22 protein-coding genes and 1 pseudogene are annotated in these 23,032 nt (G+C 73.1%); 8 read left to right on the top strand and 15 right to left on the bottom strand.

What is annotated here, in order from left to right; all coding sequences use genetic code 11:
• The first annotated feature begins 189 nt into the window (after window positions 1-189).
• Window positions 190-1,629, top strand: coding sequence for a hypothetical protein (locus ACFOX0_RS03150; RefSeq protein ID WP_377541928.1), 1,440 nt, complete (start codon window positions 190-192; stop codon window positions 1,627-1,629).
• 43 nt (window positions 1,630-1,672) lie between these two features.
• On the opposite strand, the gene ACFOX0_RS03145 is transcribed toward ACFOX0_RS03150, so the two are convergent.
• A complete protein-coding gene (locus ACFOX0_RS03145; RefSeq protein ID WP_377541927.1) occupies window positions 1,673-2,743 on the bottom strand; it encodes an NAD-dependent epimerase/dehydratase family protein in 1,071 nt (356 codons plus the stop codon).
• A 112-nt stretch (window positions 2,744-2,855) separates the two neighbouring features.
• Here ACFOX0_RS03145 and ACFOX0_RS03140 point away from each other — a divergent pair, with 112 nt between their 5' ends.
• The gene (locus ACFOX0_RS03140; protein WP_377541926.1) at window positions 2,856-3,572 is read left to right on the top strand and encodes a response regulator transcription factor; all 717 of its coding nucleotides are present in this window, start codon (window positions 2,856-2,858) and stop codon (window positions 3,570-3,572) included.
• On the top strand, window positions 3,565-4,590 hold the full coding sequence (locus tag ACFOX0_RS03135; protein WP_377541925.1) for a sensor histidine kinase: 1,026 nt from the start codon (window positions 3,565-3,567) through the stop codon (window positions 4,588-4,590). Before ACFOX0_RS03140 ends, ACFOX0_RS03135 begins: the two co-directional genes overlap by 8 nt.
• 52 nt (window positions 4,591-4,642) lie before the next feature.
• Here the strand turns inward: ACFOX0_RS03135 and ACFOX0_RS03130 are convergent, their stop codons facing one another.
• From ACFOX0_RS03130 to ACFOX0_RS03110, 5 genes are all read right to left on the bottom strand, one after another.
• Entirely contained in the window at window positions 4,643-5,524 is an 882-nt protein-coding gene (locus ACFOX0_RS03130; RefSeq protein WP_377542504.1) for a serine/threonine-protein kinase, read from the bottom strand.
• A 102-nt stretch (window positions 5,525-5,626) separates the two neighbouring features.
• Window positions 5,627-5,767, bottom strand: a complete 141-nt coding sequence (locus ACFOX0_RS03125; RefSeq protein ID WP_377541924.1) for a hypothetical protein — start codon at window positions 5,765-5,767, stop codon at window positions 5,627-5,629.
• Between the two features lie 31 nt (window positions 5,768-5,798).
• A complete protein-coding gene (locus ACFOX0_RS03120) occupies window positions 5,799-6,641 on the bottom strand; it encodes a carbohydrate ABC transporter permease (protein ID WP_377541923.1) in 843 nt (280 codons plus the stop codon).
• A gap of 11 nt (window positions 6,642-6,652) precedes the next feature.
• Complete coding sequence (locus tag ACFOX0_RS03115) at window positions 6,653-7,630, bottom strand: carbohydrate ABC transporter permease (RefSeq protein ID WP_377541922.1); 978 nt, start codon at window positions 7,628-7,630, stop codon at window positions 6,653-6,655.
• Window position 7,631: 1 nt separating this feature from the next.
• The gene (locus ACFOX0_RS03110; RefSeq protein ID WP_377541921.1) at window positions 7,632-8,912 is read right to left on the bottom strand and encodes a sugar ABC transporter substrate-binding protein; all 1,281 of its coding nucleotides are present in this window, start codon (window positions 8,910-8,912) and stop codon (window positions 7,632-7,634) included.
• 291 nt (window positions 8,913-9,203) lie between these two features.
• Between ACFOX0_RS03110 and ACFOX0_RS03105 the strand changes: the two genes are divergently transcribed.
• Window positions 9,204-10,193 (top strand): LacI family DNA-binding transcriptional regulator, encoded by a 990-nt coding sequence (locus ACFOX0_RS03105; RefSeq protein ID WP_377541920.1) that lies wholly within the window; start codon window positions 9,204-9,206, stop codon window positions 10,191-10,193.
• A 44-nt stretch (window positions 10,194-10,237) separates the two neighbouring features.
• Here the strand turns inward: ACFOX0_RS03105 and ACFOX0_RS03100 are convergent, their stop codons facing one another.
• A complete protein-coding gene (locus tag ACFOX0_RS03100) occupies window positions 10,238-11,470 on the bottom strand; it encodes an alpha/beta hydrolase family protein (RefSeq protein WP_377541918.1) in 1,233 nt (410 codons plus the stop codon).
• Window positions 11,471-11,646: 176 nt separating this feature from the next.
• On the opposite strand from ACFOX0_RS03100, the gene ACFOX0_RS03095 reads away from it, so the two are divergent.
• Window positions 11,647-12,576 carry a PhzF family phenazine biosynthesis protein gene (locus tag ACFOX0_RS03095; protein WP_377541917.1) on the top strand — a complete coding sequence of 310 codons (930 nt, stop codon included), beginning with the start codon at window positions 11,647-11,649 and terminating at the stop codon, window positions 12,574-12,576.
• A gap of 39 nt (window positions 12,577-12,615) precedes the next feature.
• Here ACFOX0_RS03095 and ACFOX0_RS03090 read toward each other — a convergent pair whose 3' ends face one another.
• Entirely contained in the window at window positions 12,616-13,239 is a 624-nt protein-coding gene (locus ACFOX0_RS03090; RefSeq protein ID WP_377541916.1) for a TetR-like C-terminal domain-containing protein, read from the bottom strand.
• Between the two features lie 114 nt (window positions 13,240-13,353).
• On the opposite strand from ACFOX0_RS03090, the gene ACFOX0_RS03085 reads away from it, so the two are divergent.
• Window positions 13,354-14,688 carry an alpha/beta fold hydrolase gene (locus ACFOX0_RS03085; protein WP_377541914.1) on the top strand — a complete coding sequence of 445 codons (1,335 nt, stop codon included), beginning with the start codon at window positions 13,354-13,356 and terminating at the stop codon, window positions 14,686-14,688.
• A 10-nt stretch (window positions 14,689-14,698) separates the two neighbouring features.
• Here ACFOX0_RS03085 and ACFOX0_RS03080 read toward each other — a convergent pair whose 3' ends face one another.
• The 3 genes from ACFOX0_RS03080 to ACFOX0_RS03070 all read right to left on the bottom strand — a co-directional run bounded on the left by ACFOX0_RS03080 (window position 14,699) and on the right by ACFOX0_RS03070 (window position 17,439).
• Window positions 14,699-15,172 carry an NUDIX domain-containing protein gene (locus tag ACFOX0_RS03080; RefSeq protein WP_377541913.1) on the bottom strand — a complete coding sequence of 158 codons (474 nt, stop codon included), beginning with the start codon at window positions 15,170-15,172 and terminating at the stop codon, window positions 14,699-14,701.
• A gap of 228 nt (window positions 15,173-15,400) precedes the next feature.
• Complete coding sequence (locus ACFOX0_RS03075) at window positions 15,401-16,732, bottom strand: sensor histidine kinase (protein WP_377541912.1); 1,332 nt, start codon at window positions 16,730-16,732, stop codon at window positions 15,401-15,403.
• Window positions 16,729-17,439, bottom strand: coding sequence for a response regulator transcription factor (locus ACFOX0_RS03070; RefSeq protein ID WP_377541911.1), 711 nt, complete (start codon window positions 17,437-17,439; stop codon window positions 16,729-16,731). The genes ACFOX0_RS03075 and ACFOX0_RS03070 overlap by 4 nt, the downstream gene beginning before the upstream one ends.
• A gap of 122 nt (window positions 17,440-17,561) precedes the next feature.
• On the opposite strand from ACFOX0_RS03070, the gene ACFOX0_RS03065 reads away from it, so the two are divergent.
• On the top strand, window positions 17,562-18,098 hold the full coding sequence (locus tag ACFOX0_RS03065; RefSeq protein ID WP_377541909.1) for a hypothetical protein: 537 nt from the start codon (window positions 17,562-17,564) through the stop codon (window positions 18,096-18,098).
• A gap of 41 nt (window positions 18,099-18,139) precedes the next feature.
• Here ACFOX0_RS03065 and ACFOX0_RS03060 read toward each other — a convergent pair whose 3' ends face one another.
• The 3 genes from ACFOX0_RS03060 to ACFOX0_RS03050 are packed head-to-tail and all read right to left on the bottom strand — an operon-like array spanning window position 18,140 to window position 21,353.
• Complete coding sequence (locus ACFOX0_RS03060) at window positions 18,140-18,880, bottom strand: FAD:protein FMN transferase (RefSeq protein WP_377541908.1); 741 nt, start codon at window positions 18,878-18,880, stop codon at window positions 18,140-18,142.
• Window positions 18,881-18,924: 44 nt separating this feature from the next.
• The gene (locus ACFOX0_RS03055) at window positions 18,925-19,521 is read right to left on the bottom strand and encodes an FMN-binding protein (protein ID WP_377541906.1); all 597 of its coding nucleotides are present in this window, start codon (window positions 19,519-19,521) and stop codon (window positions 18,925-18,927) included.
• Between the two features lie 50 nt (window positions 19,522-19,571).
• A complete protein-coding gene (locus ACFOX0_RS03050) occupies window positions 19,572-21,353 on the bottom strand; it encodes a ferric reductase-like transmembrane domain-containing protein (RefSeq protein ID WP_377541905.1) in 1,782 nt (593 codons plus the stop codon).
• Between the two features lie 245 nt (window positions 21,354-21,598).
• On the opposite strand from ACFOX0_RS03050, the gene ACFOX0_RS03045 reads away from it, so the two are divergent.
• Complete coding sequence (locus ACFOX0_RS03045; protein ID WP_377541904.1) at window positions 21,599-22,741, top strand: low temperature requirement protein A; 1,143 nt, start codon at window positions 21,599-21,601, stop codon at window positions 22,739-22,741.
• Here the strand turns inward: ACFOX0_RS03045 and ACFOX0_RS03040 are convergent.
• Window positions 22,734-23,032, bottom strand: a pseudogene (locus ACFOX0_RS03040) (ABC transporter substrate-binding protein); the annotation flags it as partial. The gene ACFOX0_RS03045 and the pseudogene ACFOX0_RS03040 overlap by 8 nt on opposite strands.

Genomic DNA, 23,032 nt, shown 5'->3' with positions numbered 1-23,032 from the left:
ATGGTCGCCCTCACCATGACCCGAGCCCATGCCCGGAACGGCGGTCCCGCCACTCCCGTCAACCCGGCCCACGCCCCGACCGCGGCCCAGGTTGGCTCGGCAGCAGCCCCCGCCGACCCGGCCGCGGCCCCGGTTGGCCTGGCCGCAGCCCACGTTTGCCCGGCCGCCGGCGGGTCCGGACCGGCTGCGATGGTCGCCGGAGGCCCGGCCACCGGAGCGGCGGCGCGGGCACCGGCGGGTCGGGACCGGCGGGTGGACCTGTTCGTGCTGGCCGTCGAGGTGGTGCTGGTGGCCGGCGCGGCGCTGGTCGGCGCGCTGCTGAACGGGCGGGGCGTGCGGCTGCACGCCGACGCCGCGCCGCTCTACGCGACCTGGGGACCGCACCTCGGCTGGGGCACCCCGGCGGCGGTGCTGCTCGCCGGGGCGGTGCTCTGGTGGGGACCGGCCTGGGCCACCCGGGCGTCCTGGCGTCGCCTGTTGACCGCCGGCTACCTCGGCTCGGTGGCCTGGACGCTGGCGCTGGCCCTGGTGGACGGCTGGCGGCGCGGACTGATCGACCGGCTCACCCCGCAGGCCGAGTACCTGCCCGAGGTGCCCAAGGCCGGATCGGTGTCCCGGCTGCTGGCCGAGTTCACCGGGCGCATCCTCGACTTCCAGCCCGACTCGTACGCCACCCACGCGGCCGGGCATCCGCCCGGCGCGTTGCTGCTCTTCGTCGTGCTGGACCGGATCGGTCTCGGCGGCGGTGGGCCGGCCGCGTTCTGCTGCGTACTGGTCGGTGCGACGGTGGCCGTCTCGGTGCCGGTGACGCTGCGGGCGCTGGGCGACGAGGCGGCGGCCCGCGCGGTCGTACCGTTCCTGGTGCTGTTCCCCGGCGCCGTCTGGGTGGGCGCCTCGGCGGACGGCATCTTCGCCGGCGTGGTGGCCGCCGGTCTCGCCCTGCTCGCCGTCCAGCCGCTGGGGCGGACGCCCGTTCGCCATCTCGCCGCCCTGGGCGGGGGCCTGCTGCTCGGTTCCGCGCTCTACCTGTCGTACGGCTTCGTGCTGGTCGGCCTGCTCGCGGCGACGGTGATCGCGCTGCGCCACGCCGGCCGCGTCGCGGCCCTCGCCGCCGCCGCGCTCGGCACCGCGGCGGTGGTCGCCGCGTTCACGGCGACCGGCTTCTGGTGGCCGGACGGCTACCACCTCGTCGTCCAGCGCTACTACCAGGGCTGGGCCGCCGACCGCCCCTACACCTACTGGCTCTGGGCCAACCTGGCCGCCCTGATCCTGTCGGCCGGCCCGGCGGTGGCCCCGGCCCTCCGCCGCGCGACCGTCGCCGCCTGGTCCCACCTATCCGGGTCGATCATGAAGTTGTTGTCCCGCCCCTCGGCGCGTCGCGACAACAACTTCATGATCAACGGGGAGCGGGGGGCGGTGGTGTGGTTGCCGGTGGTTGCCCTGGGGGTTGTGGCCCTCGCCGATCTGTCGGGGTTGTCGAAGGCTGAGGTGGAGCGGATCTGGGTGCCGTTCGCGGTGTGGTTGCTGGTCGCGGTGGCGCGCCTGCCGGCCGCCGACCGGCGGTGGTGGCTGGCGGGCCAGGCGGTCACCGCGCTGGCGGTCAACCATTTGGTGTTCACCAGCTCGTAGCGGACGGTGACCTGTCGGGCCGTCCTCGGCCGCCGGCGCGTGGTCAGGCGGACACGGTGGCCGGATCGCGGAGCGGGTCGGTGGCGAACGCGGCGACGCCGGTGGCGAAATCCACCCGGGCCCGGAAGCCGAGCAGCCGGGCCGCCAACTCCGGGGAGGCCACCACGTGCCGGACGTCCGCGGCCCGGGCCCCGCCGACCACCTCGGGCGGCGGTCCGCCCATCGCGGCGGCCAGCGCGGCGGCCAGGTCGCCGACGGTGCGCGGTTCGCCGGAGCAGACGTTCACCGCGAGGAAGCCCTCGTCGTCCGGCACGTCGGTGGCGGTCAGCGCCAACAGGTTGGCCCGGGCCACGTCGGTGACGTGCACGAAGTCGCGGCGCTGCCGGCCGTCCTCCAGCACCCGGGGCGGCCGGCCGGCGGCCAGCGCCGACCGGAAGATCGAGGCGACCCCGGCGTACGGGGTGTCCCGGGGCATCCGCGGGCCGTAGACGTTGTGGTAGCGCAGCGCCCGGACCGTGCCACCGGTCTGTCGGGCCCACGCGGCGGCCAGGTGCTCCTGGGCGAGCTTGGTGGCCGCGTACGTGCTGCGTGGGCGCAACGGGGCGTCCTCCGGCACCAGCTCCGGCGCCAGGGTCGCACCGCAGGACGGGCAGGTCGGGTCGTACCGGCCGGCGGCCAGGTCCTCGGCCCGGCGGGGCGCCGGTGGCCGTACCCCGTGCTCGGGGCAGACGTACCGGCCCTCGCCGTAGACCACCATCGAACTGGCCAGCACCAGCCGGGACACCCCGGCCCGGTGCATCGCGGCGAGCAGCACGGCGGTGCCGTGGTCGTTGTGGTCGGCGTACGCGGGGGCGTCGCCCGGGTCGAGCCCGTGGCCCACCATGGCGGCCTGGTGGCACACCGCGTCCACCCCGATCAGCAGGTCGGGCAGCATGGCCAGGTCGCGGACGTCGCCGCGGACCAGCCCGTGCCGGGCGGCCCAGGGCGGCACCGTACCGCCGTGCGCCTGCGGCAGCAGCGCGTCCAGCGCCACCACCTCGTGGCCCACGTCCGCCAGTAGGTCCGCGACGTGCGATCCGATGAACCCGGCTGCCCCGGTGACGAGTACCCGCATCAGGCAGACGCTAGGCGCCCCGGAATGCCCCGGAGCACCCGCGCGGCACACCGTAAGCACCCCGAAATAGATCAACAACGGCGGGCCGGCCGGGCGCGGCTAACCTGACCGGGTGGTGACGCAGCGGACCGACCCGGTACGGCGGGTCCTGGTGGTCGACGACGACCGTACGGTCAGCGACGTGGTCTGCCGTTACCTGGAGCACGCGGGCTACGCGGTCTCGCACGCCGGGGACGGCGCCGCCGCGCTCGCGGCCGTCGACCGGGACCGGCCCGACCTGGTGGTGCTGGACCTGATGCTGCCGGAGGTCGACGGGCTGGAGGTGTGCCGGCGGCTGCGCGGCCGGGTCGGCAGCCCGCCGATCATCATGCTCACCGCGCTCGGCGACGAGGCGGACCGGATAGCCGGTCTGAGTCTTGGCGCCGACGACTACGTCAGCAAACCGTTCTCCCCCCGGGAACTCGTGCTGCGGGTGGGGTCGGTGCTGCGCCGTACCCGTGCCGAGCCGGCGCGGATCCGGCCGGAGACGCTCGTCGACGGCGACCTGGTGGTGGACGTGGCCCGCCGGTTGGTCCGGTTGCGCGGCACCGAACTCACCCTCACCGTGCGCGAGTTCGACCTGCTGACCTACCTGATGCGTCACCCGTCCCGGGCGTTGGGCCGGGCCGACCTGCTGGAGCGCGTGTGGGGGTGGAGCTTCGGCGACCAGTCGACGGTGACCGTGCACGTGCGGCGGCTGCGGGAGAAGGTCGAGGACGACCCGGCCGACCCGCGCCGGATCGTCACCGTCTGGGGGGTCGGCTACCGGTACGAGTACGGCCGTGACTGACCTGCTGCTCATCTTCGGCGCGGCGCTGGCCGCGGCAGTGGTGGTGGGCCTGCTCGGCGCCCTGACCCTGCGGCTGATGCCCGGCCGGTCGATCACCACACACATCTGCGTCCTGCTGACGATGACCGTGACCGCGGTGGTGGCCGGCGTGGTGGTGATCGCCGAGGCGATGTTCCTCTCCCCGCACGACGAGAAGGTCGTCCTGATCACCGTCACCGCCGCGGCCGTGGTCAGCCTGGCCGTCGGTTGGCTGTTCGGCCGGCGGTTGGCCACCGCCGCGGTCTGGGCCGACCAGGCCCGGGACCGGGAGCGCCGGATCGAGAAGGGCCGCCGCGACCTGGTCGCCTGGGTGTCGCACGACCTGCGCACCCCGCTGGCCGGGATGCGGGCGATGGCCGAGGCGCTGGAGGACGGGGTGGTGCGCGACCCGGCGACGGTGCGCGAGTACCACCGCCGGATCCGGGTGGAGACCGACCGGATGAGCCAACTCGTCGACGACCTGTTCGAGCTGTCCCGGATCAACGCGGGCGCGCTGCGGCTGTCGCTCACCGCCGTACCCCTGGGTGACCTGGTCTCCGACGCGCTGGCCAGCACCGCGCCGATGGCGGCGGCCCGGCGGATCCGGTTGGTCGCGGCCGAGTCGGGTTGGCCCGTGGTCACGGCCAGCCCGCCGGAGCTGGCCCGGGTGGTGGCGAACCTGCTGGTCAACGCGGTCCGCTACACCCCGGAGGACGGCACGGTGATGGTGTCCGCCGGGCGGGACGCGGGCAGTGCCTGGCTGTCGGTGGCGGACACCTGCGGCGGCATCCCCGAGCCGGACCTGCCCCGGCTGTTCGACGTGGCGTTCCGCAGCGAGCGGGCGCGCACCCCGCACCAACCGGGTGGCGGCACGGCGGGGGGCGCCGGCGGGTTGGGGTTGGCCATCGTCCGCGGCCTGGTCGAGGCGCACGGCGGCCGGGTGGACGTACACAACATCCGGGACGGCTGCCGGTTCGTGGTCCGCCTCCCGGCCGCCTGACGGTGGCCCACCGGCCACCGATCGCCGGGTCCAGCGCGGCCCGACCGCCGGTCTACCAGCCGCCCGACGTCGCGGCCACATCGGTGGGCGCGTTGGCGGCCTGGTCGTCCCACGGCGAGATCGCCGCCGGTCGGGGCCGCGGCACCGCCAGGTCCGCCAGCGGTACGTAGACCCGGGCGTCGACCGCCTCGGCGAGCAGCAGTGCCGCCGCCATGCTGGTCGGCCGGTCGACCGGGTCGCGGGAGACGCAGTCACGGCACAGGTCGGCCACCTCGGGCGGCAGGCCGTCGATCGGCGGCAGCGGCTCGGGGCTGCGGTGCCGGCCGGCCCGGCCCAGCCGCAGTTCGGTGTCGACCGCCCACGGCAGCCGGCCGGACAGGCACAGGTGCAGCAGGACGCCGACGGCGTACATGTCGGTGGCCGGGGTGGCCGGAATCCCGTCGAAGCGTTCCGGCGCGACGAAGGCGGGGGTGCCGATGACCAGGCCGTCCACCTCGGGATCGGGTTGGCCGGCCGAGGCGGCGATGCCGAAGTCGAGCACCTTCACCCCGGCCGGGGTGAGCATGATGTTGGCGGGCTTGATGTCCCGGTGCACGACGCCGTGCGCGTGCGCGGCGGCCAGCGCGGCACACACCTCGGCGCAGACCCGGACCCCGATCCGCCAGTCGATCGGGCCGGCCGCCAGATGCGCGGCCAGGGTCTCCCCCTCGACCAGCTCCATCACCAGGTACGGCAGCGACTCGCCGGGCAGCAGCTCGGCCTCGCCGAAGTCGTGCACGCTCGCCACGTTGGGGTGCAAAAGCTTGGCCGCAGCGCGGGCCTCGGTGCGGATCCGTTCCAGCGAACCGGGCTCCTCGGCGTGTCCGGGGGCGAGCAGCTTCACCGCGACCGGCCGGTCCAGCACCCGGTCCCGGGCCCGCCAGACCTCCGACATCCCGCCGATGCCGGCGCGTTGCTGCAGCTCGTAGCGCCCGTTCAGGGTCCGCCTCACCGTTCCTCCCCCGGTCGCCCAGCCGCGGCCGTGTCCGCCCGGCCCCTACGCCACCCTTTCCGTGCTCGATGCCGTGAACCCCGTTACCCGCGCCCCAGCCGGCGCAAACGGCAGGACGATCGCGGCGGCCACCAGGGCCAGCGTGGTGACGGCGGCGGCGAGCAGCCGTCGCGGTGTGCGGGTCATGGCGCTCCTCTACGGGGGGTGTGAGCTGTCCCTACTTGATGCCGGTCATTGCGATGCCCCGGGTGAACAGGCGCTGCAGGGCGACGAAGACCAGGACGACCGGCAGCACCACGACCACCGAGCCGGCCAGCAGCAGGCCGTACTCGACGCGGTTCTGCCCGACGCTGAACAGCGCGAGCGCCACCGGCAGGGTGTACTTGTCCTCGGTGGTGGCGGCGACCACCGGCCAGAGGAAGTTGTTCCACGAGCCGAGGAAGGTCAGGATGCCCAGGGTGGCCAGGGCCGGCCGGCACAGCGGCAGCACGATCCGCCAGAAGATGCGGAACTCGCCCGCCCCGTCCACCCGGGCCGCCTCCAGCAGCTCGTCCGGGATGGACAGGATGAACTGCCGCATCAGGAACACCCCGAACGCCTGGGCGAGGAACGGCAGGATCAACCCGGCGTACGTGTTGACCAGCCCCAGGTTGGACACCAGCACGAACAGCGGCACGAAGGTCACCATGCCGGGCACCATCAGGGTGCCCAGCACCGTACCGAGCAGCAGCCGGGAACCGGCGAACCGCAGCTTCGCCAGCGCGTAGCCCAGCGCCGAGCAGATCAGCAGGTTGCCGACCGTGACCACCACCGCGACCAGCACCGAGTTCACCGCGTACGTGGAGAAGTCCAGCCGGGCGAACAGGTGCCGGAAGTTCGCCAGCGTCGGGTGCTCCGGCCACCAGGTCTGCGGCACCCGGAGGATCTCGCCCTCGGGTTTCAGCGAGGACAGCAGCATCCAGACGATCGGTCCGACCATCACCAGCAGCCCGGCCACCAGGACGACATGCAGCGCCACGGTGGCCACCGTGTCCACCGGTCGGCGGGTTCGCGTTCGCATGACCGCGCCCCTCAGTCCGTGGACCGCATCAGCCGGAACTGCAGCAGCGACAGCAGCACGACGGCGACGAACAGCAGGTAGCTGGCCGCCGAGGCGTAGCCGTAGTTGCCGAACCCGAACTGGTTGTAGATGTGGTACGACACCGACAGCGTCGAGTTGAGCGGCCCGCCCTGGGTCATCACCAGCGGTTCCTCGAACACCTGGAGGTAACCGATGCCGGTCACCACGGCGGCGAACAGCAGGGTGGGCCGCAGCAACGGCAGGGTGACCCGGCGGAACCGGGTCCACCGGCCGGCCCCGTCGATCACCGCCGCCTCGTAGAGCTGGCCGGGCACCGCCTGCAGCCCGGCCAGGAAGATCACCATCAGGAAGCCGAGGTTGCGCCAGGTCGCCATCAGGATCAGCGACGGCAGCGCGTACCGGGACTCGAAGAACCAGTTCGGGCCGTCCACGCCGACCAGCCAGAGCAGGCTGTTGACCAGACCGGCGTCCGGGTGCAGCAGGAACTTCCAGACCACCGACACCGCGACGATGCTGGTCACCACGGGCAGGTAGTAGCCGACCCGGAACACGGTGCGGAACTTGGTGACCCCGGCGTTCAGCCCGACCGCGGCGGCCAGCCCGGTGGCCATGGTGAGCGGCACCCCGACCACGACGAACAGCACCGTGTTCAGCGCCGCCCGGCGGAACAGCTCGTCGGAGAAGAGCCGCGCGTAGTTGTCCAGCCCGACGAAGTCCACCGCCAGCGGGTTGCGCAGGTCGGCGCTGCGCAGGTCGGTGAAGCTCATCAGCAGGGAGGCGAGCACCGGCCCCGCCATGAAGATCAGGAACAGCACCACGAACGGCAGCGCGAAGGCCCAGCCGACGACGGCCCGGCGCAGGGCCGGCCGGCGCGGGCCGGCCCTGTCCAAGATGGTGTCGACGGCGGGCGCCTCCGGTCCCGAGCGCGCCGCCGCCGCGGGCACCTCCTGACGGGCGCCGGTGCTCACGTCAGGCCCCGGTGCCGATGCTCGTCGCCTTCTGTTGCATCGCGGCGGCGGCGTCGGCGGCCGACCGGTCGCTCTTGCAGAGCTGCTCGACCTGGTCGTCGACGGCCGCGGCGATCTGCTCCCAGTTCGGGATGGCCGGCGGCGACTTCGCGTCGTCGAGCTGCGCGCCGAACGTCTTGAGCATCGGGTCGGCCCGCAGCTTCGGGTCGTCCCATGCCTGCTTCATCGCCGGCAGGTCGGTGCTCAGCCCGTACCACTTGGCCTGGGTCTCCGGCTTGGCCAGCCAGGCGACGAACTTCCAGGCCGCGTCGCGGTTCTTGCCGTCCTTGAAGACGGCCAGGTCGCCGCCGCCGACGAACGAGGTGGCGGCCTTCTTGCCGGTCGGCATGTGGGCCACCGCGAACTTGTCGGCGAAGGCGGGGCCGCCCTTCTCCTTGAGCAGGCCGATGTGCCACGGGCCGGAGATGAACGCGCCCATCCGGCCGGCGATGAACTCCTGCTCGGTGGCGCCGGGGTCCATGTCGGTCACCGACAGTCCCTCCTTGAAGAAGGACTGGTAGTAGCTGAGCGCCTCGGTCATTTCCGGGCTGTTCAGGTTGAACGCGTCGCCCTTGGTCAGCTCGGCGCCGGCCTGCCAGGCGAACGGCAGGACGCTCTGCCAGCTTCCGGTCTTGCCGGGTTGCAGGTAGAAGCCGGACTTCGCGCCGGTCTTCTCCTTCATCGCCGTGGCCATCGCCTTCAGCTCGTCCCAGTTCTTCGGCGGGCTGGTGATGCCGGCCTTGGCGGCGAGGTCCGTGCGGTAGTAGATGAGCCGGGTCTCGACGTACCAGGGGATGCCGTACGAGGCGCCCTTGACCTCGGTGGTGTCCCACGCGCCGGGGTAGAACGACGCCTTGTCGATCAGGCCGTCCGGGGTCCTGTCCAGGGCGCCGGTCTTGGCGAACTCGCCCATCCAGGTGGTGCCGACCAGGCTCACGTCCGGAGTCTGCCGGGCGGCGACCGCGTTGGCGATCTTCTGGTGCGCGGCGTCCCACGGTACGGCCGTGACGTTGACCTTCGCCTCCGGGTTCTCCTTCATGAAGTCCGCGGCCAGGGCCGGCAGCTTCTCCCCCTCGGTGCCCATCGCCCAGACGGCGATCTCGCCCTTGGCCGGTCCGGCGCCGACCGCCTGCCCGGCACCGCCGGAGTCACCGCCCGCGTCGTCCGCGCGGCCGCAGCCCGCCAGCGGCAACGCCACCAGTACGGCGACCGCCGTGGCCAACCGCCATCGTCTGATCCTCATCCGCCGACCTCCACGCCCGCGCCGTAACCGGAGCTTCATGTAACCGGTTTCATGGAAATATGCTCACTGTCCCGCCACCTGTCAAGGCCGGCACATCGAACGTGAGCGATGACAGAACGTGTTTGTAGCAGTTGAACCCCATACCCCGCACCTCGACGGCCCGGCATGCCGACGCCGACCGGACCGGGTACGCGAATGGGCGCGCTACCGTGTAGTTCCCACGATGCAAGCGCTTACGTCCTGTTCGGAGCGGAACTCATGACTCGCCGACGGCCGGTAACGATCTACGACGTGGCGCGACGGTGCGGTGTCTCGACCGCCACCGTCTCCCGCGCGCTGCGTGGTCAGGGCGCACCGGAAACCTCGGCCCGGATCCGCGCGGTGGCCGAGGAACTGCACTTCACCCCCAGCCGGCTGGGCCGATCCCTGGCCGAACGGCAGCACGCCGCCAACGGCATCGTCTTCCCCGACCTGGCCGGTCCGTACTACGCGGAGGTGGTGCTCGGCTACGAGGAGGTGGCCGCCGACCTGGGCCGCAGCGTCCTGATCCTGACCACCGGCGGGCGCCGGTCGACCGAACGCACCGTACTGGAACTGGCCGGCCGGGTCGACGGACTGGTCATCATGGGTCGTACCGTCGACGACGACGTGGTCCGCCGGATCGCCGCGAGCGGCCTGCCGATGGTGCTGGTGGCCCGGCACCCGGTCGGCGAGGTCGACACCATCACCACCGAGAGCCGGCGCAGCTCCCGGGAGGTCACCGAACACCTGCTGGCCCACGGGCACCGGCGGTTCGCCTTCCTCGGCGACCCGGACCGCTCCCCCGACGTCGCCGACCGGTACGCCGGTTTCGCCGACGTGCTCGCCCGCGCGTCGCTGCCGGCGCCCACGCCGGTGCCGTGCGCCTTCGACCTGGCCGCCGGCCGTGCCGAGGGCAGCCGACTGCTGCGCAGCCGCGACCGGCCGGACGCGGTGGTCTGCGCCAACGACGAGGTGGCGCTCGGCCTGCTCACCGCGGCCCGGGAACGCGGCCTGCGGGTGCCCGAGGATCTGGCCATCACCGGCTGGGACGACGTGATGGCGGCCCGGTTCGCCGGCCTCACCACCGTCCGCCAGCCGCTGCGCGAACTCGGCGCCACCGCCGCCCAACGCCTGCACGAACGGATCACCGAACCGGACCACGACCGGACGCCGGCCCGCCACGAGATCCTTCCCACCCGCCTCGTCGTCCGCGACACCTGCGGCTCGCACACGCTCCCCAGCACCCCCGCCGCCCGCTGACCGCGGCTCCCGGCCAGACCCCGGCGACCGACCGCCGCTCCCGGTCAGGCGACGATCACCATCTCCGGATACCGGGGGGACGGCCGGTCCAGCAAATTGCCCCCGGCACCGCGCAACTGCCGGTCGAAGAACGCGGTCACGTACGCCCGCACGGTCGCCACGGCGCGGGTCGGGTCGATGGTGCCGAGGGCGTACCGGACCTCTTCGGCGGTGAGCCCGAAGACCTCGGCCAGGAACGGGATGGTGATCTGCAGGTCGCTCAGGCCGAGATGGGTGGAGCCGTCGAGGCGCAGCTCCCGGTACCAGCCGCGGGAGTTGGCCCGGATCGCCGCCCAGGACGGGTCGGTGCTGCCGTCGTGGCCGGGCGTGGCGATCTGCAGGAACGGCCGGTCCAGCCCCTGCCGCGCCGCCCGGCCGAGCAGCACCGGATCGTCGTCGGCGAGCAGCTTGCCGTCGAGGTTGCAGCCGGCACGCACCCGCCGGTCGACGAGCATCGTCTCGGCGGCGGCGTACCCGCCGGCGGAGTAGCCGACCATGCCGATCCGGTCCAGATCGAGAGCCCCCCGCAGGAGGGAGCCGGCGTTGAGCCGGGCCATGGTGTCCAGCACGAACCGGGTGTCGTCGACCCGGACCAGAGCGGACGCCTCCCGGGTGGCATCGGTCGGCCGGCGATCCACCGCCAGCCGACCGTCGGGGAACTCCACCTCCGCCGCCTCGTACGTGTGGTCGACGGTGACCACCACGTACCCCTGGCTGGCCAGTTCCTCCACCAGGACGGTGCCGGTGGTGCGGGCGTTGCCGCCGCCCGGTCCGTACAGCACGACGGGGCGGCCGCCGCGGCGTGGCCGCACCGGTGCCCCGAGGCCGGCGTGGGTGGGGGTGCCGGCGAAGTCGACGACGCCGGTCGTGTACCGCGGAATCTGCCGAGCCAGTCCCTGGTCGTAGTGGGCGCTCGCGGCCGGCCGCATGTACCCCGCGCGGGCGCGGTGGTTCGGCGCCGCCGGATACCAGACACTGACCATCAGCTCCCGGAACGGGACCGACGGAACCCACGGGTCGCGGCGCGACGGATCCACCAGCCGCAGCTCCACCGTGCCGACGGGATGCGGACCGGTCGGCGGCGGGAGCGGCACCCACGGTCGCGGGCCGGACGGGTCCGGGCGGGAATCCCGGCGGTGCGAGCGGGTCGGATCAGCGAGGGCGGGCAGGGCCGGCAGAGCCGCGGCAAGCGTTCCCGCGGCGGCGCCCAACAGGCCGCGGCGGCTGAGTGCTGTCATGGCCACAGCCAACCGCCCGCCCGCGCCCGGAACCATCCCGCGAGCCCCACCATCGACGGTAGGGCCGACCCCCGATGGTGACCCGGGAGGCCGGGTGCGTTTCTTATCATCGGGGTGACAACAAACGTACCCAGCCTCTCCGTGCGTGCGGCCACCGCCGCACTACGCTTGCTGCCGTGCGTGATGGTGTGGCACCGACCGTCACTGTCGTGCGCGCGTGCCTGCGCGACGGTGCCGGTGGCAGTCCGACCGCGGTGCTGCCCGAGACGGGCCTGAGCGACCGCGAACGCCGCGCCGTCCCGGCCTTGCTGGGCACCTCACACGCCGTCTTCGTCTCGCTCGCCCCGGCCGGGCCGGTGAGCGCCGACGTCTCGCTGCGCTTCTTCACCACCACGGGCGAACTGCCGGCCTGCGGGCACGGGACGGTGGCGGCGCTGGCCTACCTGGCCGCCCCGCGGGAAACGACCGGAGGGCACGGCGACGCGCTCGGCCCCGCCGACCATTCGCCGGTCACCCTCCGCACGCCGGGCCGGGTCTTCACCGGCCGGGTCGGCCGGGTCGGCCGCGAGTTCCGGGCCGCCTTCGATCCAGGTCCCGTCACGGTACGGGAACCGGCGCCGGACGAGACGGTCCCGGTGCTCCGCGCGCTGGGGCTCGACGCGGACCCGCTCGCCGTCGACGCCCACGTCGCCACGCTCGGCCGGCCGCGCCTGCTGGTCCCGGTCTCCGCCCGGTCCGTGCTGGCCGGGCTGGCCCCGGACCTCGACCGGCTGCGCGTCGCCTGCGACCGGCTCGGCCTGCTCGGCTGCTACGTCTACCACGGACCGACCGCCGACGGCCGGGTGCCGGGGGACTCCCGGCGCGGTCGTGTGGCGGCCCGGATGTTCGCCCCGTCGATCGGGGTGCCGGAGGACATCGCCAACGCCAACAGCACCGCCTGCCTGGCCGCCCACCTGGCCCGAGCCGGTACGACCGACCTCACCGTCGACATGGGTGACGCGCTGGGTGTGCCGGCCAGCATCAGCACGACCGTCCGGGATGGTGACAGCGGCCCACTGGTCGAGGTCGGCGGCGCGGCGGTCGTCGACCGCGTCGTCCACCCCTGACGACCGACGCCGGCAGCGCGGCCGGGATCGACCGCGCCGTCACCGTACCGGTGGGGAGTCCGCCCGGCGCAGGACCCGGAACGTCGCCGGGGTCGCCCAGCCGCGCAGGGTGGCCCGGACGCTGACGTCGAACGTTCGATCCGCCGTCGCGGCGTCCAGCGCCCCGGCCAGTTCGAGCGCCACGAGCCCGTGCAGGCAGACCCAGACCGAGAGGGCGATGGCCGTGGCGTCGCCGGCGAGCACCGCGCCCGACAGCGCGCGGTCGATCGCCTCGATGAGCGGTCGTACCGGATCGCCCGTGCCGACCGGTCCGGTCGGATCGAAGGACTGCACACCGCCGAAGAGCACGGTGTAGAGGTGCCGGTGCTCGCGCCCCCACCGCCGGTACGCCTCGGCGAGCGCGTGGATGTCCGCGAGCGGGTCGGCCGAGGCCGGCACGGTCGACAGCTCGCCGAAGAGTCCACCGACCGCCCGGTTGCGCACCTCGCCGATCAGCGCGTCCTTGCTGCCGAACAACGAGTACACCGCCGCCGTCGCCGTACCGGCGGCCGCGGCCAGGGCCCGGACGCTTACCGACTCCGGTGGGCGGGTCGCGAACAGTTCGGTGGCGCACACCACGAGTCGCTCCCGCACCGTGTCGTCGTTCGTCCTGGGGCGACCCATGACGACCAGCGTAAAGCCCTCGGCCGCGAAGGCCACGTCGGCGCGAGCTTCCGGGCAACCAGTTCTGATACATTGTTTTGAAACATCGTTTGGAAACCCTGGAGGGCCCTCGTCGTGCACCGCCCCCGCAACCGTCCCGTCCGCGTCGTCGCCCGACTGGGCCTGGCCCTGGCCGCCGCGATCGGCCTCATCGTGCTGTTCCTCGCCCTGCTCGTCGTCACCGACGGGGCCTGGTCCGGATTCGCCGCCTGGGTGACGGCCGTCGGATCGGGCACCGTCGCCACGCTCCTGCTGACCCGTCGCCGCAGCTGGCCGCAGCGGTTCACCCGCCTGCTGCCGGTGCTCCTCGCGGCGGCGCTGGCGGGCTCCGTCTGCGTCCCGACCGTCCCCACGCAGCGACGCCCGCCGGCCGACCTTCCGTTCGTGGCGACGGAGCGCTGGGACCTCGCCACCGGAAGCCGGGTCGCCGTCTACCACTACCCGCCCGCCCCGGCGTCGGTCCGGCGCCCGACGCCGCTGGTCTACCTGCACGGCGGGCCGATCCGGGCGATCTCGCTGATCGACCACCGGTTCCTGAAACTGTTGGCCGACAAGGGCTACGACGTGTACGCCTATGAGCAGGCCGGCGGTGGGCGCAGTGACCTGCTTCCCATCCGGGAGTACACGATCGACCGGCTGGTCCGTGACCTCGACGCCTTCCTCGACCGCCTGGGGAAGGGCCCGGCCGACGTGCTCGGCTTCTCCGCGGGCGCGGTCGTGCTCACCCGGGCCATGGCCGATCCGCAGGCCGCCGCGCGGCTGCACCGGGCCGTCATCGCCGAACCCGGTCCCATGGACGGCCCCACCGCCGCGATCGGCGGGCAGACCGGCCGACCGTCCGCGCGGGGTCTCGCGCCGGCGCCGACGGGACCCCGGTCGACGCACGTTCCCCGGTACGCCGTGGCGCTCGGCCTCATGCGCCTCGGACTGCTGTCCCCCGACACCGCCCTGATCGGGCAGGCCGAGGGCGACAACGCCTTCCGGGCCGCCGACCTCGGCGGTGACACGGCGTCGGCGTACTGCGCGCGGGACGCGCACCGCATTCCGGCGGAGGACACCGCCGAGACCTTCTCCTTCAGCCCGGCGGCCAGCCTCCGGATCCAGCAGACGGTCAAGGACTCGCCCGCGATCACCGCACCGCTGGGCCTCGCCCGTACTCCCGCGATGCTGATGATCGCGGAATGCTCGTCGCAGGTCCGCGCCTGGGAGACCGCCGTCCTGGCCGCCGTCCCCACCATCCGGCGCACGCAGTACCTGCCGGGCGTCGGACACCGCATGTGGAACGGCCTCGACGACAACAACGAACGGGCCGGCGCGGTCATCACCGCCTTCCTGGAGGACCGGCCGGCGCCCCTGCCCGACTACCCGAAACCCGCCGACATCCCCGCCTTCCTCGGCGACCATCGCTGACAGGGAGCGGTCATCCGATGAACGGAGTGCGCCTCGCGTCGAGATGGGTTCGGATGCGCAGCCGTACCGTTTCGTGCATCCGAAGACCGGCTATCTCGGTGGCAGCGGCGAAGCGTACGTCGGTCGACTCCGGACTGACGAACAACGACCCACCGACCGGGCGGGCGGTGAAGGTCACGTTGAACTCCTGCCGGACCTCACCGTCGTCGTACGCGATGACGTGCCGCGGATCGGTGAAGATGCCGAGGATGCCGGTGATCTCGATGTCCAGGCCGGTCTCCTCCCGGGTCTCCCGGACCACGGCGCCGGCCAGCGTTTCGCCGATCTCCATCGTGCCGCCCGGCAGCGACCAGTTGCCGCTGTCGACGCGCTTCTGGATGAGGATGCGACCCTGGTCGTCGGTCACCAGGGCCGAGCCACCCGGCACGAGCGAGTTCGCCGTCGGCGCGTCCGGATCGTCGTAGTAGTCGACCCGCCGGCTCATGCCCTGCCACCTTCCGGCGCCTTCACCGTGTCCCAGATCTGCTCGAACTGTTCCGCGAAGCTTGCGAACATCCCGTACGCGGAGAGCTTACGCAGGTGCAGCGCGGAGAGTTCTGCTCGTCCTGACGAGCAGAACTCTCCGGGATCATGAAGACGCCCGGCGCCCGGCGGATGGCCCCGGCGACGCCCCTGTCCGCACCGTCGGCCAGGTCCCGACGGTGTCGACCAGCTACCCGGGCGGGCCGCCGGGCCGGGCCGTGATCGCGGTGGGCGGGCCACCGGCGGGGCGGGGCGGGCCGAGGTCGAGGGTCACCGTCGCGCCGCCGTTCTCTCCCCGGCCCAGGGTCAGGCCGCCGCCGGAGTCGGTGGCCGTGCGGGCGGCGATGTCCAGGCCCAGGCCGGTGGAGCCGCGACCGCTGCGGCCGCGCTGCAGCAGCAACTCGTCCGGCGGTCCCGGCCCGGAGTCGGCGATCTCCAGCCGGGCGCCGCCACCGGTCCGGTGACCCAGTCGTACGGCGAAGCCGCTGCCCTCCGGGGTGTGCGCGAAGACGTTGTCCAGCAGGGCGTCCACGGCGGCGGACAACTCGTCCGCGGCGACCCGCACCGGCACCGGGCCGGGCACCAGGTCGACCCGGACGGCCCGTTGTTCCTCGTCGGCGAGCGCCGACCAGAAGTTGACCCGGTCCGCCACCACCCGGGCGGCGTCGCAGGCGGCGTCCTCGGTGGACCGGCCGAGTCCCCGGGCGGTCCGGATGATGTCGTCCACCTGGCGTTCCAGCGCGTCCACGTCGCCGACGATCCGGGCCCGGTCCGCGCCGTCGGGCAGTCCCTCGGCGTCGATCCGCAGGGCCGTCAGCGGGGTACGCAGCCGGTGCGACAGGTCGACCACGTGTTCCCGTTCGCGCAGCAACAGGTCGCCGATCCGGCCGGCCAGCAGGTTGAGGCCGAGCCCGACCGCGCGTACCTCCGCGGGGCCGTCGGCGTCGGCGCGGACGGTCAGGTCGCCGTTCGCCATCCGGTGCGACACCCCGGCGACCGCCGCCAGCGGCCGGATGAAGCTGCGCGCGAGCTGGTCGGCGACCAGCGTGCTGACCAGCACCAGGCCCGCGCCGAGCAGCCCGAGCACCGCCCACGCGCCGGTCACCCCGCGATGCAGTTCCGACTCCGGGACCAGGGTACGGATCACCGCCGTACCGTCGGGCAGGCCGGCCACCGCGACCACCACCTCCCGGCCGCCCGGTACGTCGGAGGTGACGCTGCGGCCACCGGCGGCCAACCGCACCGCGGCCGACTGGTCGGCGGGCGCGCCCAGCGTCGTGCCGTCCGGGAGGAACACGGTCACCCGGTGCGGATTGTCGGCGTTCGTCTCGGCGAGGGTGCGTTCGAGCGTGGTCCGGTCGGCCGTGGCGACCACCGGGGCCCAGGTCTGCGCCTCCATTGCGGCGGCGCTGACCGCGCGGTCCTCGGCCGACGAACGGACCAGCAACGCCAGCGGCACCAGGAAGGCCACCACCACCAGCAGGCTGGTCGCGGCGACGAGCAGGATCAGCCGACCCCTCAAGGTCGTACCGGGGTTCCTCCGGGCCGGCCCTCCGGCGCGGCCAGTTTGACCCCGACACCGCGCAGGGTGTGCAGGAACCGGGGGTCCTTGGCGTTGTCGCCGAGCTTGCGGCGCAGCCAGGACAGGTGGACGTCGACGGTCTTGTCCGCGCCGCCGGCCGGCTGCCGCCACACCTGGTGGATCAGCTCGCGCTTGGTGACCACCGTGCCGGGCCGGGCGGCCAGGTAGCCGAGCAGGTCGAACTCGCGCGGCGTCAGCTCCACCTCGCGCCCGTCGACGGTGACCCGCCGGGTGGTCAGGTCGATCACCAGGCCACCGATCTCGATCGGCCCGTCGGCCGGCCCGGTGCCGGCCCGACGCAGCACCGCCCGGATCCGGGCGTCGAGCTGGGTCGCGCCGAACGGCTTGGTCAGATAGTCGTCGGCGCCGTGGTGCAGGGCCGCGACGATGGCCGGTTCGTCGTCCCGCGCGGTCGCCACGATGATCGGTACGTCGCTGATCGCGCGGATCATGCGCAGCACCTCGGTGCCGTCGACGTCGGGCAGGCCGAGGTCGAGGACGACCAGGTCGGCCGGGGACCGGTGGGCCGCGGCCAACCCGGTCAGCCCGTCCGTGGCGCTCTCCACCACATGCCCCAACTCGGTCAGCGTTTTGATCAACGCCCGGCGGATCTCCGGGTCGTCCTCGATCAACAACAGCTGCGGCATGCCGCAACGGTAGTCGCCGGTGGTCACCGTTCGGCAGCCGGTGAAGGACCTTCGGGAGATCTAAGCGCCTCTTAACCAGGCATTAGTGCGGGATGTGCGATGGTGGCCGGGTGAGTCGCCCGATGCGTCGCATGGCCGTGAACGTCGTCGCCTGGTTCGGCGGCGCGGCCGTGTCGGTGGCCGTGGGCGTGGCCGCGCTGACCCAGATCAACGACGGGCTGGCCGCCGACGGCGTACGACCGTTGAGCGCGGACCCGGTGACGACCAGTGCCGTACCGGATGCTCCCTCGGCCTCCGCCGCCGGTACGCCGCGCCCGACCGTCTCACCGCGCCGGGCGACCGTCCGGCCGACGGCGACCGCCGGTGGCGGCGCCACCGGGCGCGGCCCGGGCACCCCGCGCCCGGTGGAGAACAGCTTCACCACCCCGGGCGGGTCGGTCGTGGCCCGGTGCGCCGGCGGTCAGGCGTACCTCGTGTCGTGGAGCCCGACGCCGGGCTACCACGCCGAACACGTCGCCCGCGGGCCCGCCGTCGTCGCCCGGCTCACCTTCGAGGCCGGGCGGCGGCACCTGAACGTCGAGGTGCGTTGCGTGGCCGGAGCGCCGCAGGCGACCACCGATCGGCGGGACGCGGAACAGGAGCACTCGGACGACCGGTGACCTCCCGGTCGTCTCGGGCTCGGCCGGCGGGACAGTCGGGCTCAGCCGGCCGGATCGTCGTCGGGCAGGGCCGGGAAGCCGGCCGAGCAGAACCCCTCCAGGTCCGCGTTGATCACCCCGACCTCGTAGCCGGGCAACGCGGCCAGCCAGCGCAGCCCGCCGCGGCCCATCGCCAGTCCGGCCGTGGCGTACGCGTCGGCGAGGCCGAGGTCCGCGCCGACCACGGTGACCGAGCGCAGCGCGGTGGCCGGCCGGCCGGTGTGCGGGTCGATCACGTGATGCCCCCGCTCGTACGTGCCCGAGGTGGCGATCGCGAAGTCGTGACCGGTGAGCACCCAGCAGATCTTGTCCGCCTGCTCCGGGTGCCGAACGCCCATCCGCCACGGCTGGCCGGGCGCCGGACCGCCCCGGGCCCGGATGTCCCCACCGGCATTGATCCAGTGCGACCCGCTGCCGGCGGCCAGCAGCCGGTCCGAGGCGACCTGCACCGACCAGCCCTTCACGTACCCGGACGGGTCGAACCGCCCGGTCGCGTACGCGTCGAAGTAGCCGTCCGTGGTCCGCCACAGCGAGGCGCAGGCGTCGATCACCGTGCGCAGGTCGGCGGAGCACTCGCCGACCGACAGCTCCCCCCGGTCGAACCGGTTCACCTCGCTGTCCTCGAGGTACGTGCTGAACCGCCGGTCGACCGCCCGCAGCCAGTCGAAGACGTCGTCGGCCAACTCGTGCAACCGCGACTCGGGCAACGGGTCGCTGATCTGGAGACTGATCGCAGTACCCATCACCTGCTCCACCCGGCGCAGTCCGGCACCGGCCACCGCCCGGGTCACTTGGCCTTGTCGAGGGCCGACTGCAACGACGACTTGTACGCGTCGCTGGTCAGCGTCGCGCCCGACACGGACTGGATGTTCGAACTGGTCTTCGCGGCCACCGCCCGGCTGTTCAGGGTGGGCACCGCGCCGTTGTTGATCGACCGGCTGGTCGACCTGTCCGTCGGGAAGGTGGCGCTGGCCTTGGTCACCACGCCCCCGGCGACCGTGATGGTGACCTGGACGGTGCCGTACTCGTGGCTCACCCCGGAGCCGGTGTAGGTGCCGCTGCGCAGGCCGGCCGGGGCGGCCGGCGGTTTCGGGGCCGCCTGCTGGGTCTTCGTGCCACCGGCGGCCGGGGCGGTGGTCTTCCGGGCGGCCGGTCCGGTCGGCGCGGCGGCACCGTCGGGCGCCCCGGCGGCACCGGTCGGTGCGGGTGCGGCCGGGTCGGCCGGCGCCCCCACGGGGTCGGCCGGGGGCGCTCCCGCCGCGCCGCCGTTCGGGTCGGTGATGACCTGACCGGCGGTGTTCTTGACCGGTGTACCGAGCTTCGCGCCGACCAGCAGCGACGTACCGACAGCGGTGCCGAGCAGGGCCAGAGCCGCGCGACGCACGTGATGCCTCCGAGGGGGTGGGGATCCGAGGGGTGCGGATCCGGCGGGGATCAGAATTCGAACGGGTCGAGATGGATCTGTCGGCGGGGCACCCGCAGCCGGCGCAGCGCCCGGACCGAGGTGTCCACCAGACCCTGCGGGCCGCAGAGGAACACGTCCCGCCGCCGGACGTCCGGCACCAGCTCACGCATGCCCTTGGCGGTGAACAGGTGCTGCGGCGCCGGGTCGTCCCGGGAGCCCAGGACGTACCAGACCTGCGCCTCACGCTCCCGGGCCAGCCAGTCCAGCTCGCGGCGGAAGACCAGTTCCTCCTCGTTGCGGGCCCGGTAGATGACCACGGTCATCGGGGGCAGGTCCTCCAGCAGGGCCCGGATCGGGGCGATCCCGCTGCCGCCGGCGATCAGCAGCGCCCGCGGCCGGATCCGGCGGTCGGCGGTGAACACCCCGGACGGGCCCTCGATGAAGACCCGGACGCCGGGCCGGAGGTGCTGCAACTGTTCGGTGTGGTCGCCGACCACCTTGATGGTCAGCCGCAGGAAGTGCTCGTTCGGGGCGGCGGAGAGCGAGAACGGGTGCGCCTGCCACCAGCAACCGGCGGTCAGGAAGCGCCAGCGGAAGTACTGGCCGGCCCGGGCGTTGAGGTCCTCCAGCCGCCGGCCGCTGACGTAGATGGAGATCATGCCGGGAGCGGCCTCGTCCACCACCCGTTCCACCCGCAGCCGGTGCCGCGCGTTCAGCATCAGCGGGGTGATCACCCGGCCCCAGACCAGGCAGGCGACGACGAACAGGTAGAGCCCGATCCAGTAGTACCGGCCGAAGCCCGCCTTCACCAGTTCCTGCCCGGTGGCGAACTGGTGACCGTAGCTGAGCAGCAGGATCAGGTACGTGGTCAGGTGCAGGTAGTACCAGAGTTCGTACGGCATCACCCGCCGGACGGCCCGGATCGCCAACAGCCCGGTGGCGACCAGGATGCCGGTCGCCACGGTGGCGCCGATCATGTCCTCGTACTCGGTGATCAGCGACCAGGTGCCCTCGACCACCGACTGCTGGCCGAGTTGGCTGTAGCCGACCGTGATCAGACCGACGTGCGCCAGGATCATGAACAGCAGCGCGCCGCCGAGTTCCCGGTGCCAGATCAGCAGCGAGTGCGCGCCGATCCAGCGTTCCAGCCACCACACCCGGCTCATCAGCAGCACCTGGGCGAGCATCAGGAAGCCGCCGACCATGCCGGTCAGCCGGCCGCCCGCGAGCAGGATGTCGGTGGTGCTGCGGACCGACCCGGGCGCGGTGTTCAGCCACCACAGTTCGACGCTGGCGGCCAGCGCGCACCAGAAGACGATGTGGAAGAACAGCCGGCCACCCTTGTCGTACGGCTCGGGGGCCTCGCCCTCGCGGTGCTGCGCCGGGCCGGGCTGCGCGGGCTGGTACTGGCTCTCCGCCACCCTGGGGTGCTCGCCGGTACGGGCCAGGCTCGGGTGCTCGCCGGTGCGGGTGAAGCCGGGGCGCTCGGCGGTGCGGGTCCGGCGCGGGATCTCGCCGGTCCGGTCCACCCGGGGCTGCTCGCCGGTCCAGGACGACCGCCGCGGCATCTCCCCGGTACGACCCGAGCGGAACTGCTCGCCGGTACGGCCGAGGAGCGGCTGCTCGCCGGTCGGGGCGAGCCGGGGCTGCTCGCCGGTCCACCCGTCCCGAGGGCCGGGGGCCCGGTTCGCCCGTGGCTCCGGTTCGTCGAGGTCCGCCGGCTCGTCGAAGTCGGCGAACGGGTCGGGAGCATCGCGCAGGGTGGAAACCCAGTTGGTCAGCGGCTCCCTGGTCTCGACATCCCGTTTCACGGTGCCTGTCTACCGGTCCGCACCCCCCGACACCAGCGTGCCGGCACACTTAGCCGAGTCTTAAGACTTGCTTGGCGGCGGCCTAAGGCGACTCACCCGATTCAGTCACCGTTGGCGACCGTACCGTCACGGTCGCCCCCGGCGGAGCGTCCGGGAGCACCGGAGACCGGCGCCGCGTACCTGCTTCGCCGACAGCGCAACCGCGGCTCTGGCGCATCGATCGGCGGTATTGCACAGTGCACGACGTGACGGATACTCGGGAAAAGCGGGTGACCTGGGCGGAACTCTTCTTCGACCTGGTCCTCGTCTTCGCCATCACCCAGGTCAGCGAGCTGCTGCACGATCAGCACACCTGGGCCGGGGTGGGCCAGGCGCTGATCGTCTTCATGCCGGTCTACTGGGCCTGGGTCGGCACCACGGTGCACGCCAACCTGCACGACGTGGAGAACCCGACCGACCGGTTGGGTCTCGGCGCGCTGGCGCTGTGCGCGTTGTTCATGGCGCTCGCCCTGCCGGAGGCGTACGGGCCGCGGGGCATGTTGTTCGCCGGCGCGTACGTGGCCCTGCGGGTGCTGCTGGCCGCCCTCTACCTGCGCGGCCGGCAGACGTTCATCGTCACTCCGCAGATCGCGGTCTGCGTGACCGGGCCGTTGATGCTCGCCGGTGGTCTGGCGCCGATGCCGTGGCGGACCCTGTTGTGGGCGCTGGTCGCCCTGGTGGACCTGGCCGCTCCCCGGGTCCTGCGGTCGCGGATGATCCGGACCGCCTTCGACCCGGGTCACCTGGTCGAGCGGTTCGGTCTGTTCCTGATGATCGCGCTCGGCGAGTCGGTGGTCGGCATCGGCGCGACCGCCGCGCACCTGGAGCACCTGTCCGCGGCGGTGGTGCTCGCCGTCACCGCGGCGTTCGCCCTGGCCTGCGCGCTGTGGTGGGTCTACTTCGTCTACGCCAGCAGCGCCATGCGGTACGCCGTCGCCACCGCGGAGATCAAGACGGACGTGATCCGACCGGTGCTGACCTGGGGCCACCTGGCCTTCGTGGCGGCCGTCGTCGCCGTCGCGGTGGGACTCACCGAGGTGGTCGCCCATCCGGGCCGGCCCCTCGGCCCGGGTGCCGCCGCGTTCCTGTTCGGCGGTACGGGGTTGTACCTGGCAACGTTCGGGTACACCCGGTACCGGATGTTCCGTACCTGGTCGACGACGCGGTTGAGCACGGCGGTGGTGGTGCTGGCGCTGCTGCCGGTCGCCCTGCTGGTGCCGGCACTCGCCGCACTGCTCGTCCTCGCGACCCTGGTCGCGGGGCTCAATCTGCTGGAGCACCTGATCGTCACCCGGCGCGCGCTCCGGTCCGGGACCCCTACCGGGCCGGAGCCACGTCCGTCTACTTGAGTTCGATCGAGGCCAGGTCGATCGGGCCCTTGGCGCTGAGTTCGACCTTCTTGAGCTTGTCGGAGTAACCCGACTGCTGACCGTAGAAGTAGATCGGCATGGACGGCACGTCCTTGTCGACCAGCGCCACGGCGTCGGCGAACTTGGCGTGCGCCGCCTCGACATCGGCCGCCGCGGTGCCCTCCTTGTAGAGCTTGTCCACCTCGGGGTTGGTGTACTGGCCGTCGTTGGAGGAACCGCCGGTGACGAACAGCGGACCGATCCAGTTCTCCACGTCCGGGTAGTCCTGCT

The sequence above is a fragment of the Micromonospora zhanjiangensis genome (assembly GCF_042650605.1).
Lineage (GTDB): Bacteria > Actinomycetota > Actinomycetes > Mycobacteriales > Micromonosporaceae > Micromonospora_J > Micromonospora_J zhanjiangensis.
The sequence above is the reverse complement of the archived record's forward strand: the minus strand, read 5'-3'. Positions and strand labels throughout refer to the sequence as shown.